Raw genomic sequence first — 13,961 nt, 5'->3', positions numbered from 1 at the left:
TTATGACAACATAGATTATCTAAAAGAAATGTTTAACAAAACTGTAGATTTGATGTCTTCACGATGTGGGATATTCTGCCTTTCATCGAGATACGATTCTTTACCAATGTGGGCTCACTATTCCAATAATGCCTCAGGGTATGTTATCGAATTCGAGGATTTGCAAAAGGCTTATCCTGGAGATGAAACCGGTGTATTAAATGAAATCAAAAGCATAGAGTATAGAAGTAGACGATCAGGAATTAGTTTTGATAAAGGATCTTACAATTCTCTATTCTTCGAGAAAAATAAAGACTGGGAATATGAGTCCGAGAAAAGAGTCGTTACAGACTTGAAGAGCTGTATAAAGCAGAAGGCGGGAAGTGAAGTTATCTATGTTCAAGAAATAGATAAACAATATGTTTCAAAAGTTATTTTTGGCTGGAGATTATCAGAATCATCTATAGGCAGACTTTCCAAGGATATTCTTTCTATCAATCAAAATTTAACTATTGCTACTGCAACAATTAAAGACGGTTTTATTGGGGTTAGCAATTGAAGAACGAGAAAACAGATGACAAATCACTGCACTGGATTTTTACTCCGCTGCGCTTTGTAAAAACCAGTGAGCTCTAGCGCAATATTGATAAAAAAGGAAACCTAATGAATATTTCATTCAAGAAAATATTAAAGAAATTAAGTGGTATTTCAACCCCAGTATTTGGAATTTCATGGAATCCAACAGAGAGCGAACGAGATGTGGTCAGAAAGTTATTTCTGTTTTTAGAAGACAAGAGAGTATTGTTTTATCCGTTTCACATGGAAATGCCTTATCATGTTAACCAATCAGTTTTAGATATAAGAAAATATCTAACTGATGAAATATTAAAGCTAGATGAAAATTCGGATTTGCTATCAGATTTAAAGCTACTCCGTGCTGCTTGCAGAAAATTTCTAGATTCAGTAGGTATTGAGCAAAGAAGGCGGCACATGATTAAAGACGAAATGATAGCTTTGGGTGAATTACGAGCAATATTTGGTATTACTTTAGCAAAACTATCTATAAAATATGGAGTTGATTTTCCAAAATCATTAGAAGAAATTCTTCCGTTTGAAGATGATGAATAGATATCTTTAAGTTATTATACAAAAAATCTTATGAAGTTATAGATAACGTTTGCGCAACATATTATTGCACTGGATTTTATGATTTATTTAATTAAATTTTAGAAAGAGTAATCGCTTATGGAACAAAGTGTTAAAGACAAGATAGTAAATGAAGATTCTGTCTGCAAAGATGAAAGAATTAAAAGATTAGAATGGTTAATTTCTAATACGCCTTCAAAAGAATATTTTATTTTTCATGGTGGTTCAATTGAAAAATATTTATTTGAAGAAACGAGATATTGTTTTGTATATGCTCAATTTTTGGCAGCAATTGTATTAGGATTTTCATTTATAGAACATACCTTAACAGCTTTATGTTTTGCTTCTGGAAGAAACGATTTAGAAAGAGCTAATATTTCAAAAATTTTAGATGAAGCAAAGATCCTTGGATGGCTATCCAATATAGAATATCAAAATCTTATGAAAGCGAAAAAAATAAGAAATTCAGTTATTCATTTTAGGAAACCTCTTGATGAAGAAACTGTAGATTTTAAAGCAGTCATTGAAAATAAACATCAATATGAAATTATTGAAGAAGATGCTAAATATGTTCTTCAAGTAATGTTAAAATTGATAGATAAAAATGCAATATAACCATGGCACAACTCTGACCGCAGGGGCTGTGCGGTTTTTCAAGTCAGCATCAAGTTTTTGGGTTACCCAAAGTCGGTGCTACGGAATTTCCGGCAAGTTATCTAAAACATTTGTAAAAATATAGGATAGAATTGAAATGAATGATACTTTATTCCCACTGTTTTTCCCATCAATTTCGAGTGTAGCAAAAACAAAGTTAAAATGGACCGATTTGTTGAAATTAGTTATTTCATTCGACTTTCCACAATTTCTTATTTCCGCTTATGATATTTACCATATTTATAATAGGAATGAATTTAATAATTTATTTCAAAGGGCGACCGATCAATCTCAAATAATAATGCTCGACTCAGGAATTTATGAAAAAACATGGAAAAATGATCCTTCATGGACAGAAAGAGAATTCAAAGAAATACTAGAAAAATATGAGGTCCATATAAAATTTAATTTTGATGATTATATAATTAATACCGAAAATCCATATAATTTGATTGATGACATTGTTCAGCATTACAGTAATTATAATGACATCTCAATTATTCTTCATTCCGAGTCTCCAGAACTTTTTGTTGATATTTGTTATGAGATAGCCAAAGAGTTAAAACCTGATTTTATAGCTATTCCAGAGCGTGAACTTGGATTTGGGATTTATGAAGTTGCAATTAATATATCAAAAATTCGTATGAAACTTAAATCATTGGAACAATATCAACATCTTCATATTTTAGGAACAGGTAATCCGATTTCAATTTTAATATATTCGCTATGTGGTGCAGACTCTTTTGATGGATTAGATTGGTGCCAAACAGTAGTAGATTACAATAGTGCAACCTTGCATCATTGGCAACATTTAGACTTTTTTACGAATCAAAGTGACTATGCTAAAGGTAAAAATTTAGATTATTTTGTGCGACTACTCGCTCATAACCTTTCTTTTTACAAAATTTGGATGGATGAAATTCAGAACAAAATAAAAGAAAATATGCTTAGTGATATGATAGAAAAGTATATCTCAAAAGATTTCTATCTGGATTTAAAGAAAAAGATAGGGCTCTGATTGTGCTTGAAGTTATAGACAACACAATTGAATATATTTGTAGTGAATTAGAAATAAAGGTTAGACCCAAATATTGGAATTCAATGAGTGATGAAGATTTAATGTTTGAGTTAGTTCTGTCTATATTAGGCAGTCAGGTCGATTTTGAAACGGCCTATTACGCTGCACGGAAATTAAGGATAAAGAATCTGTTAAATAATCCAACTGAGCTATTTTCTAAAAATGAATATGAGTATTTTATTAGAAAGAGTTTATCGGAACCAATATCTCATGAATCATTTAATCATACATTAAAATATCGATTTTACATTTCGAAGGCTAACTATATAAGTGTTTCAATATGGAATATTTTTAATAAATGGGGAAATTTAAAAAGAATGTTAAATGTAGGTTATGATGCAAAAGAATTAAGGAAAAAATTAATAGAAATTGTAAAAGGATTTGGTCCAAAACAGTCAAGTCATTTTTTAAGAAATATAGGTTACACAAATGATTTCGCCGTGTTGGATCGACACATTATCGATTATATGCGGTTAAGAGGTGTAATTAAAAACAATAAAATACATATTAGTAATTTGAGTACTTATGAGACATTCGAAAAATTGTTTATAGATTCCGTCAAACATTTTGAGCACTCATTATCTATATTAGATCAAGCAATATGGATTGTAATGAGAGTTTATAAAAAGGATAGATTCTCATGAGTATTGTTACATTAGTATCTGGTGGACTTGATTCTAGCTTAATGGCTATTTTAGCAAAAGAAAATGGTCAGAAGCAGTATCCATTATTTATAGACTATGGACAATTAGCTGCGGAGAAAGAGTGGGAAGCTTGTCAAAAAATCCATAATAAATATGATTTACCTACACCCACAAAAGTTGATATTTCTGGATTTGGAAAAATCATTCCTTCTGGAATAACTAATATTAATTTTGATATTAAAAAAGAGGCTTTTTTGCCTGGGAGAAATTTAATTTTCTTAATTATTGGTGCTGCTTTCGCAATAAAAAAGAATGCTCATGCTGTTTGTATTGGTTTATTAAACGAATATACTCATATTTTCCCCGATCAAACAAATAGGTTTTTATATGAAGCGGAAAGAATAATTGAAATTTCTTTTGGACAGAAAATAAATGTTGTTGCACCGTTAATGGACTTGTTCAAAAAAGATGTGATCAATCTAGCTAAAATAAAAGGAATAAATGGAACATATTCATGCCATTCAGGGAGGCATAAACCCTGTGGGAAGTGTATTTCATGCGAAGAATTCAATTTTTAAAATGGAGGGATAACAATGGGCGGAGGAGGAGGATATAGTTTGCCACTAAGAGACTTAAAAAGTCTTGAAAACAAAACTAAAGAAAAACTTAAGGAAGGGCTAAAAACAAAACGAAATGTATTTATAAGCTTTGCTTATGAAGATATTAACGAAGTTAATTTATTGAGAGCGCAATCAAAAAATGAAAAAAGTGACTTGGAATTTTCCGATTATTCGGTGAAAGAGCCGTTTGACAGTAAAAATGCCGGTTACATACGTAGAAAAATCAAGGAAAAAATTGAGAAGGTTTCGGTAACAGTAGTATATCTTTCTAATAACACTGTAAACAGTAAATGGGTAAATTGGGAAGTTGAACAAAGTTTAAAAATGGGTAAAACAGTTGTTGCTGTGCATAAAGGAGACTTCCCGCCTCCCGCAATACCTGATTATATAAAGAACAACAAAATCAAAATTGTTAAATGGAAGAAATTGAGTAATTTGTTATAGAAAACAACTATTATGAATAAAGAAGATTATCCAGCATTGTTCAGAGATGCGGATGAGGTCTCGTTGAGAGCTCAAAAGAATTATTATTTATCAATTACATGTTATTTAATGCTTTTATTAACGGCGTCAATTATGTCACTTTATGGGATAAATTCAAAGACATTTGCAATAATTGCAGCATTCCTCTTCTTGGCTACCATAGCTACTAATATATTTATTTTAATAAAGAAAAATAATGAAATTTGGTATAATGCAAGAGCGATAGCAGAATCAGTTAGAACAATAACATGGAAGTTTATAATGAGGGCCGAACCCTTTGATTCTACAGGGGCTGAAAGAAGATTTCTGGAAATTCTAAAAGATATTATAAATCAAAATAAAAATTTACTGTTAGAATTAAGTAAAGTTCTAACACAACATCATCAGATAACTGAAAAAATGAAAGAAATTCGTAATATGAGCGTTAAAGAGAGGTTTGATTTTTACTTAAAAAATAGAGTTGAAGATCAACTTAAATGGTATTCAAAAAGAGCTAAAGAAAACTCAAAAAGTAGGACAAAATGGTTCAAGTTAATGATAATATTACAAACTTTTGCTGCTATTTTTGTTTTATGCAGAATAGCATGGCCTGAATTTAAATATTGGCCACCAGAGGTTTTAGCGGTTGCTTCAGGAGGTATTTTAACATGGATACATGTAAAAAAATTTCAAGATTTTTCATCTGCCTATTCATTAGCTGCGTATGAAATAAGTATAATTAAAGCAGGAGCGGTGAATATAAATACAGAAGAAGATTTGTCGAATTTTGTATTAGACACGGAGAATGCCTTTTCAAGAGAACATACACAATGGATAGCAAGAAAAGAACATTAAATACAGCTAACAAGACGCTCCACCTGACTGCTATTCTGCGGCACTCCATAGCGGCAGGTGTGCTTGGTCGTTAGCCTGCACTAGACGATTAGGTAGAAACGATGAGCACAGTTGTTCTGATTTCGTGTGTGAGTAAAAAATTGTCGCACAGGGCAAAAGCCAGGGATTTGTACGTCAGCCCGCTATTCCGAATGAACCTGAAGTATGCCCAACGGTTCTCACCCGAACAGGTATTCATTTTGTCTGCGAAATATGGTTTGGTAGGGTTGGATGAAGAGATAGAGCCATACGATGTTACACTCAATACAATGTCTGTTCGTGAACGGAGAAGCTGGGCTAAGAAAGTAGTGACGCAACTTCGAGAATACTGTGATTTGGAGAAAGGCCATTTTGTAATACTTGCCGGGCAGAAGTATCGGCAGTATCTGTTGCCGTATTTAAGGTCTTACGAAGTGCCATTGGCGGGTTTGCCGATAGGAAAGCAATTGCAGTTTTTGAAGCGAGAGACGTCACGGTGAGTGAGATTTGTCGGCAATTACACGAACTCTTCAATGGGCTTCCGCGCTGTCGGTTTCCTTTTGATGAATTGGCAATCCCCCGCAATGGCATCTATGTTCTTTTCGAGGAAGGGGAATATGCACACGGTTTGGACCGCATCGTCAGGGTAGGGACACATACAGGAGATAATCAATTACCTTCTCGCCTGAAGCAACATTTTGTGAACGAGAACAAAGATCGAAGTATCTTTCGCAAGAATATCGGGCGCGCAATGCTGCAAAGAGAAAACGATCCGTTTCTGGAACAGTGGAACTGGGATTTGACAACAAGAAAAGCGAAAGAGACATATCGTCCTTTGCTTGATGAACAGAAGCAGCGTCAAGTGGAGAGAGCAGTAACGGCATATATTCAGGCGAATTTCTCGTTTGTCGTGTTTAGGGTGGATGGGAAAGGAGAGCGATTGGAGTGGGAGCGTAAAATCATTTCTACAGTGTCATGGTGCCAGGAATGCAGGCCGTCTTCAACGTGGTTGGGGTTGCATTCTCCAAAGAAGAAGATACGCGAGAGTGGATTATGGCTTGTCAATGAGTTGTACAAGGATGGCTTAACCTGGTCAGAGTTAGAAGAATTGAAGGCAATTGTGCAGGCTAACACCAGCTGCAGCGGACGCTCGCTTCGCTCTCGCCGCTGAGCCACATGTTATATTGCATCAAAAATTGCGAATGAAAAACTATGAATTATTATTTTAGATTTTTTTGATCTCGATTAAATTTTTGCGAAGGAGTAAAAAATGCATTATCACATAATCAATGTAATAGTGATTGCCTCACTATTGTTGATGCAAGTTGGATGCAACAAACCCAGCGAACCAAAAGATAATCCTCCTGAAAAAGACACTATACCAGACTATTACGAGGGTTGCACAAGTGGTATAACAAATCCATCGGTCAAAGGTAAAATATTATTTACGTCGCGAAGATCTGGTGAATATCAACAACTTTTTATGATGGACCCAGATGGCAGCAATATTAAGCAGCTAACCTTTGGGGACTATAGCAGTTTAATGGGCCGATGGTCTAAGGACGGAAAAAAGATTGCATTCCAATCGGATACACCGAAAACAACCTTGGGGATACCGGTATATGTTATGAATAGTAATGGAAGTACCAAACACCCGCTTTTACCAAATTATTACTATAATCAATTTCCTCTTGTAGGCTCACCAGAAGACTGGGCTCCTGATAGTAAAACCATACTTGTAGGAACATGTAAGCCATGTGATCCATATCCCGATTATTTCTCACTGCTAGTTAGCATAAATGGACAGATCGTTAAAAACTTACGAGACGAAATTAATAAACTATCAGTTAGTGGCTTTCCCTTTTACTCACCTGATTTTTCTAAGATTGCGTTATCAAGTATAGATTATATCTATATTCTCGACTCGAATTTTACGAATCTGAAAAAGATAAAAGTAAGTGCTGGTGCCGGAGGTATTGCCTGGTCTCCTGATGGGTGCAAAATTGTATATGGCGGGAAAGCAGAAACAAACAAATGGGGAGAGCTATTTGTTTACTATCTGGATAGAAATGAAAAAGAACAAATAACTTACCACGCCGATAATGAACAATTCAGATACCCGCGCTGGTCGCCTGACTCTAAGAAAGTAATTTTTTACTCTCAAGCGATACCAAGTCTTGAGAATGGATTTAGCCATAATACCTACATCAAAATTGTTGACATAGAAACAAAGCAAATCACAACTGTAATAGATGATTCAACTGCGATATATCCCGATTGGTCATGGAGTAAAATAAATGAGTAACAAATCAGATATTTAAACCATTAAAGGAAGTTACCATGAAAATTAAATACTTTTTTAATGTTTTGTTTACATGGTTCTCATTATTAGTAATAGTTCATTCTCAGGTATTGCCAACTGAAGAACAAAAAAACGAATGGAAGAAATTTAAGAAGCAAGATTTGGCTGAATGGAGTATTAGCTGGGACAATAGAACTGGTACCCCAAGTTTTTTATATGGCCCCGGAATAAGTAAGTATAAGGGAGATGCTAAGACAATAGCAAAGAATTTTATTGAGGAAATAATAGGTCTTTTCCTAAAAACTGAAACAGCTAGCAATTTCGAAATTAGTAAAACAAAAACCGTTAACGGGATCTCACATGTAAGATTTCAGCAAAACTATAAAGGTATTACTGTTTATGGAGCTCAGTATATTGTTCATATCAATAAAGATAATGAAGTTTACCTTGCAAACGGAAAATTCTTTCGTGATATATCAATAAATACTAATGCAAAGGTAAAAACAGATGACGTAATCAAGATTCTTGAAAAAGAAATCAAAGGTTCAATCAAAGATTTAGAGACAAGAACGAGAGAAATAGTTTATCCTAAGGAATATCAGTTTATTTTAGCTTATGAAGTTACACTTCGCAGCAATAGGTTTTTCAATAGAACTTACTTCATAGATGCAAATGATGGAACTGTGATTGACTCAGTAAATAACATTTGCGATGCGACCGGAACGGGCAACGTTTATTTGAAACATCCGTTACTAACACCGATTACAACTACTGTTTCACTTACCAATCTGGACGGGAGCGGTTATATAAAAGGGACTTATGCTGATGTAAGCACAGACATTACTTATTGGTTCCCCAATCAACCGCCTACTCCAAGCAGAGCATATTCTACTTCATTTAACTTTCAATATACCACAACTGATTTTCGTTTTGATGAAGCAAATGCATATTATCATATTAGCCAATTCAGAGACTGGCTAAATACAAATTATCTTTCAGGTGATGTTCCTCAATTACAGGTTTATACAGGAATAAAAGACGAAGCAGAGGTAAATAATGCTTACTTTAGTCCGCCAAATACTATGGGTTTTGGCTTAGGAATAGGTACCGGATATCATGATTTTGCGAGAGAAGATAAGATTATTTATCATGAATATACTCATGCCAACACATACGAATTAGTAGAACTGCAAAATGGATATAATGAATCTGGAGCAATAAGTGAAGGCATCGCTGATTATTTTCCGGCATCATATACCAACAGAACTTTAGCCGGTGAATATTCATTATACGGATTTACGCCACGCTCAAGTTATCCAGGGAAACAAAGAGATGTTGCTTCACCATTAATTGACAGTTATAGTAGGTATAACGATGATAATGATCCAGTATGGATAGCTGCTCAAAATCAGGGTTTACAACCTCAGGAGTCACATATAGGCGGTGAATTTTTTTCTTCAATACTGTGGGATATAAGAAGTGCTATTGGTCAGAGCGTAGCCAATAATTTGACTTTTCAAGCTCTCTCGCTTTTAACAACTACAGCAACATTTTTAGATTTTAGACAAGCAATGGTGGCAATAGACCAAATTGAATACAATGGTTCACACATTCCTACTATTGAGACAAAATTCAATAATAAAGGAATAATCGCGCCGTTAAATGCTAATATTACCGGGCCCTAGTTTTTAGAAAAAACTCAATCAGGGACATGGAAATCCAACCCAACTGGTGGCGTGGGCACCAGAACTTTTTATTGGTATAAACGAATTCCTCCAAGCACTACATGGAATCTGGTTGCAACTACTCAAGATTATTCAACAACAATGGGAGTTCAAGATTTTGAATTAAAATTAGAAGTGCACGCCGGTTCAGAAACGGTTTATGATACATATTATGTACAATATGACGACGGTTCATTGTCAAAAAAAATGTCGGAAGATGTTCAAGTTGAAAAAGATTTCTTACTTCTGCAGAATTATCCCAATCCCTTTAATCCGACGACTAAAATTTTTTACAGATTACGGGAAACCGCAAGAGTGAAAATTGTTATCTATGATGTATTGGGAAGAGCAGTAGATAATTTGTTAGATGAAACTAAAGATGCAGGCAGTCATAATATTTTATTTGATGCAAAAGATTTGCCCAGCGGTCTTTATATGTATAGGATTGTAGTCACAAACAATGAAAGAATAATTTATTCGGATACGAGAAAAATGTTGTTAATAAAATAAGGAAATGCAATGTAACAAACCGCTCAACCGGACAGCCCCGCAGAGCGGGGTAAACTGTTTTTCAGTGCGGCATTTGTTCAATTATAAAGTTGAGATACAAAGTTTAATTGCTCTTTAAATTGGGTTGTTCTAAGAAAATATTTTATAAATAAAAGTCGTTGCAGTTAATTGGCATTCTTGTTCTGGGCTGCCGGTTAGCGACAAGGCCGTTATACTTACTTAAGGTTAAGTATGACAGTAAATAAAATAATAATATTATATGATTAACAATACCATTTTTCTACGGGCTTTACTTAGTTTACCTTATTCATGGACTTAGAAAAACTATGGAGGAAAAATGAAACAAATATTAATTCTTGTGATGATTCAGTTACCGTTTTTGATAATCCTTGCACAACAAAATAATAATAATTCAGATGAGGCTAAATTAATAACCAATATGTTAAAAAATGACACGGCAAGAACAAATAATAATACTCGTGCAATATTTATTTATACAGGGATAAAATTTTCTGAATCTCGAAAATATCCTGGCACTAAAGAAGGTATTGCTCTAGGAGTTGGATTAAAAATTCCAATTAATAGAGTATTATTTCTTAAAAGTGGTTATTCGTTTTGGAGTGCAAAGAGTAAAGACAATCAAAAAGTTGAAAGTATAAATATCTCTGGTGGTAATCTGTTAATTGGATATTTACTAGATTTTAATCAAATCTCTATAAGTATGGCTGCTGGACCAGAAATATCTAAATCTATGGGATACACTACTGTTGGTTTTAGGTTAGAATCCAATTTTTCTTATACAATTATTAATCGTGCGAATACTTACGTCGGTATTTCATATCAAGATGCTGCAACACTAGATCCAGGCGGATCTGGGGTAGGATTTAATCCACTAATTTTGTCAATAGGAATAGAACTTATTCTATAAGGAGGAAAATTATGAAAAAGCTAATATTTATTATGACTCTTTTATTTTATTTCAATGCAATTAATGCATACGAAAGAAATACACATCAATATGTTGTAAGGCAAGCATATGAATTGGTAAAAAGTTTTTATGGTGCTGATATACCCATACTTAAACAACATCTAGGTAACAGTGAAATCGGTACTGGCATATTTGAGCCGGGAAATTTACTGGTAATCGGAGCTGCAAGAGAAGATATTGAAGATATAATTTACGGTTACGAAGGAATATTTCAACAATATGTTACAGCCACGCATTTTTGGGATCCAGATAGAGGAGATGGTTCTCATTTTTGTACTCAACCGGATAATACGTGTTTTGAAAATGCTTATCAAAAAGCATTGAAATTGATCTACGGAGGTCCAATAATATGGAGTTACACTGAATCAAAACCAAATCCGTATTATTTGAGTTGTGGTGCACCCGGCGTAATTGTTGGTCTTAAGTTTAGATTTAATGATATAATTGATTTTTACAAAACTGGTTATGTCCAAATATTAGCAGTTAGAAATGTTGCTGGGTATTATGATTATTGCAGTGTACCTTATACAACATACTTTTCACAAGAGCTTAGAGAAAAAATTACTTGGGAAATATTAGGAAGAGTATGTCATCTTTTAGCTGATGTTAGTGTCCCAGCTCATTCTCACAATGATCAACACGATCCATATTTCGGTGGTGGTTACGATACATACGAACAATATATGGAAAGCAGTAGTAATTACATGCAATGGAGCTATAGTAATGGTATTGCACAAGGTGGCTTAATCAATGTCATTAATAAATCTAATCCGATTAAATATTTGTTCTATTCAACAGCTCAAGTATCAAACCATTTCCCAAGCGATCACAATCCAGGTAATAATACAAATTGATCTTGCCCCCATCTTGTAGACAGACAGAAAAGCAACTATATTTGAATTAAAACAAATATAGGAGAACACTAAGATGGGACAAACAAGAAGAACCTACGACAAAGAGTTTAAGCTATCGGCAGTAAAAATGGTAACCGAGGAAGGATTGTCGGTTGCAGAAGTATCCAGAGACTTAGGCATAAGCGAGAACTCGCTTCATAGATGGAAGAAGAAATATCTCGAGGACAGGGATAATGCATTTCCGGGAAAAGGGAAATTAAAACCAGAAGATGAAGAAATAAGACGACTTGAGAGGGAGCTCAAGCGAGTAAAAATGGAAAGAGACATATTAAAAAAAGCCATATCTTTTTTTTCAAAGGATACGGAGTAAAATATATGTTCATAAAAGAAAACAGAGGAAATTATCCTTTAGAGTTAATGTGCCGGGTATTACAGGTCAGTCGCTCCGGGTATTATAATTGGTTAAAAAGGCAATTAAGTAGTAGAAAGATAGAAGAGCGGAAATTATTAGAGATAATAAGATTTCATTACAATAGAAGCGATGGAAGATATGGATCGCCAAGGATAACGGCGTCGATCAGAAGGAATGGAATAATTGTAAACAGGAAGAAAGTGGCAAGGTTGATGAGGCAACACAATATACGAGCCAAGACGAAGAAGAGATACAAAACAACGACGCGTCAGAATCGCAAAGCCGAGGCGAGCGAAAATTTGGTGAAAGGCAATTTTCGTTCGGAAGAGAAAGATAAGGTCTGGACGAGCGATATAACATATTTGTGGACATCAGAAGGCTGGTTGTATTTGGCAGTGATAATGGATATTTACTCAAGAAAGATAGTGGGATGGTCGGTAAGTCAGAGATTGACAGCTGAAATAATAAATAGAGCTTTAAGGATTGCCGTAATGCATAGAAATCCGCCGGCGGGGTTAATTTTTCACAGTGACAGAGGCAGTCAGTATACGAGCAAATCATTCAGAGAACTATTGAAAAGCTATCAGATGAAACAATCGATGAGTTCGAGCGGCAATTGTTATGACAATGCAATTACGGAATCGTTTTTTCATACATTGAAAACCGAATTGGTAAATTTTGAAAAATATGAAACGCGTGAAGAAGCTAGGCAAAGTATATTTAGATACATAGAAATATTTTACAACAGGCAGAGATTACATTCAGCTTTGGGTTATTTATCTCCGGTTGAACTTGCCTGCTGCAAGCAGGTTCGAAGAAAAAAATAATGAAGAAATTAAGGAAAGAGTTGCTTAACTTATTGTATACTTTTTGGGGGAAAGATCAAATGGTATCAATGATGCTTTTAGCGATTACACAGAATTATCCCAAATGTATTCAGTTTTTGGTGATCCGCCGCCAGGAGTTAATAGTCAGCAAATTGCTTCTTCTTCATATGTTTTCGCAATGCGTGCAATAGCTGGTTTACTTTATTGGTTTTCAATTAACGCTCAGATATTGCCATCACCATTGGAAGCTGTTTACTTGTCTGGTGATTTTACACTTTACGCTGGTGGAACTGGGCATTGGTATGTACAATTGCGAAATGGAATAGAACCATTTACTTATAATTGGCAAATAATGTATTTGGATGGGGTAGGATATTTACAAACATATGAAAGTGTAAAAAAAGAAAAGGAAAAAAAGGATAAAGAAAAAATCAAAGATAAAGATGGTGATATCATTATAAATGCTGCCCCGAGCAACGAATGGGTTCCAGTTGGTACAAATTCACCTTATTTCAGTAAACCACATAACCCATACGACTTGCGTGATTTCAAATTAAGGTGTATTGTCAAGGACGCCACAAATACAACAAAAACATCGAATGAATTTTATGTTGACGTAGTCTCATATCCGCCTGAGTTTTCTATTGTACAAAATGATTATAATAAAGATCAAACAATTTCGCTTGCGAAAGAAAATGAAGCTGTTTCAATACCGGGTAGTTTATCTCTAGACCAAAACCATCCTAATCCTTTTAATCCTTCGACGAAAATAACTTATTCTTTACCTGAGGCTAGTTTTGTAACATTAAAAGTGTTTGACATACTTGGGAGAGAAATAGTAACACTTGTTAATGAAACAAAACCATCTGGCAAATATGAAGTTGAATT

General features: G+C 34.3%; 16 protein-coding genes and 1 pseudogene. All 17 read left to right on the top strand.

Features of this window, described 5'->3' with window-relative positions; translation table 11 throughout:
* On the top strand, positions 1-538 hold a 538-nt coding region (locus tag ACSSWA_RS14750), incomplete at its 5' end, for a DUF2971 domain-containing protein (protein WP_437357389.1).
* A 104-nt stretch (positions 539-642) separates the two neighbouring features.
* Positions 643-1,107, top strand: coding sequence for a DUF6650 family protein (locus ACSSWA_RS14745; RefSeq protein ID WP_437357387.1), 465 nt, complete (start codon positions 643-645; stop codon positions 1,105-1,107).
* Between the two features lie 117 nt (positions 1,108-1,224).
* Positions 1,225-1,740 (top strand): hypothetical protein, encoded by a 516-nt coding sequence (locus tag ACSSWA_RS14740; RefSeq protein ID WP_437357385.1) that lies wholly within the window; start codon positions 1,225-1,227, stop codon positions 1,738-1,740.
* Positions 1,741-1,876: 136 nt separating this feature from the next.
* Positions 1,877-2,797 (top strand): hypothetical protein, encoded by a 921-nt coding sequence (locus ACSSWA_RS14735; protein WP_437357383.1) that lies wholly within the window; start codon positions 1,877-1,879, stop codon positions 2,795-2,797.
* Positions 2,798-2,799: 2 nt separating this feature from the next.
* Positions 2,800-3,501 carry an 8-oxoguanine DNA glycosylase gene (locus ACSSWA_RS14730; RefSeq protein ID WP_437357381.1) on the top strand — a complete coding sequence of 234 codons (702 nt, stop codon included), beginning with the start codon at positions 2,800-2,802 and terminating at the stop codon, positions 3,499-3,501.
* Positions 3,498-4,079, top strand: a complete 582-nt coding sequence (locus ACSSWA_RS14725) for a 7-cyano-7-deazaguanine synthase (RefSeq protein ID WP_437357379.1) — start codon at positions 3,498-3,500, stop codon at positions 4,077-4,079. The genes ACSSWA_RS14730 and ACSSWA_RS14725 overlap by 4 nt, the downstream gene beginning before the upstream one ends.
* A gap of 15 nt (positions 4,080-4,094) precedes the next feature.
* Positions 4,095-4,565, top strand: a complete 471-nt coding sequence (locus ACSSWA_RS14720) for a TIR domain-containing protein (protein ID WP_437357377.1) — start codon at positions 4,095-4,097, stop codon at positions 4,563-4,565.
* A 12-nt stretch (positions 4,566-4,577) separates the two neighbouring features.
* Entirely contained in the window at positions 4,578-5,438 is an 861-nt protein-coding gene (locus tag ACSSWA_RS14715) for a DUF4231 domain-containing protein (RefSeq protein ID WP_437357375.1), read from the top strand.
* A 101-nt stretch (positions 5,439-5,539) separates the two neighbouring features.
* On the top strand, positions 5,540-5,956 hold the full coding sequence (locus ACSSWA_RS14710; RefSeq protein ID WP_437357373.1) for a DUF6884 domain-containing protein: 417 nt from the start codon (positions 5,540-5,542) through the stop codon (positions 5,954-5,956).
* Positions 5,953-6,627 carry a hypothetical protein gene (locus ACSSWA_RS14705; RefSeq protein WP_437357371.1) on the top strand — a complete coding sequence of 225 codons (675 nt, stop codon included), beginning with the start codon at positions 5,953-5,955 and terminating at the stop codon, positions 6,625-6,627. Before ACSSWA_RS14710 ends, ACSSWA_RS14705 begins: the two co-directional genes overlap by 4 nt.
* Before the next feature lie 99 nt (positions 6,628-6,726).
* Positions 6,727-7,761, top strand: coding sequence for a TolB family protein (locus tag ACSSWA_RS14700; protein ID WP_437357369.1), 1,035 nt, complete (start codon positions 6,727-6,729; stop codon positions 7,759-7,761).
* 35 nt (positions 7,762-7,796) lie between these two features.
* Positions 7,797-9,443, top strand: coding sequence for a M36 family metallopeptidase (locus tag ACSSWA_RS14695; protein WP_437357367.1), 1,647 nt, complete (start codon positions 7,797-7,799; stop codon positions 9,441-9,443).
* 51 nt (positions 9,444-9,494) lie between these two features.
* Positions 9,495-9,992, top strand: a complete 498-nt coding sequence (locus tag ACSSWA_RS14690) for a T9SS type A sorting domain-containing protein (RefSeq protein WP_437357366.1) — start codon at positions 9,495-9,497, stop codon at positions 9,990-9,992.
* A 337-nt stretch (positions 9,993-10,329) separates the two neighbouring features.
* Positions 10,330-10,920, top strand: a complete 591-nt coding sequence (locus tag ACSSWA_RS14685) for a hypothetical protein (RefSeq protein WP_437357364.1) — start codon at positions 10,330-10,332, stop codon at positions 10,918-10,920.
* A gap of 11 nt (positions 10,921-10,931) precedes the next feature.
* Positions 10,932-11,834 (top strand): hypothetical protein, encoded by a 903-nt coding sequence (locus ACSSWA_RS14680; RefSeq protein WP_437357362.1) that lies wholly within the window; start codon positions 10,932-10,934, stop codon positions 11,832-11,834.
* Between the two features lie 73 nt (positions 11,835-11,907).
* A protein-coding gene (locus ACSSWA_RS14675; RefSeq protein ID WP_437357360.1) for an IS3 family transposase occupies positions 11,908-13,073 on the top strand; the annotation gives its coding sequence in 2 pieces (ribosomal slippage) (positions 11,908-12,199 and positions 12,199-13,073; 1,167 coding nt in all).
* A gap of 43 nt (positions 13,074-13,116) precedes the next feature.
* A pseudogene (locus ACSSWA_RS14670) lies at positions 13,117-13,961 on the top strand (hypothetical protein); the annotation flags it as partial.

It is taken from the genome of Melioribacter sp. Ez-97, from assembly GCF_051488665.1.
Classification (GTDB): domain Bacteria; phylum Bacteroidota; class Ignavibacteria; order Ignavibacteriales; family Melioribacteraceae; genus Melioribacter.
The sequence above is the reverse complement of the archived record's forward strand: the minus strand, read 5'-3'. Positions and strand labels throughout refer to the sequence as shown.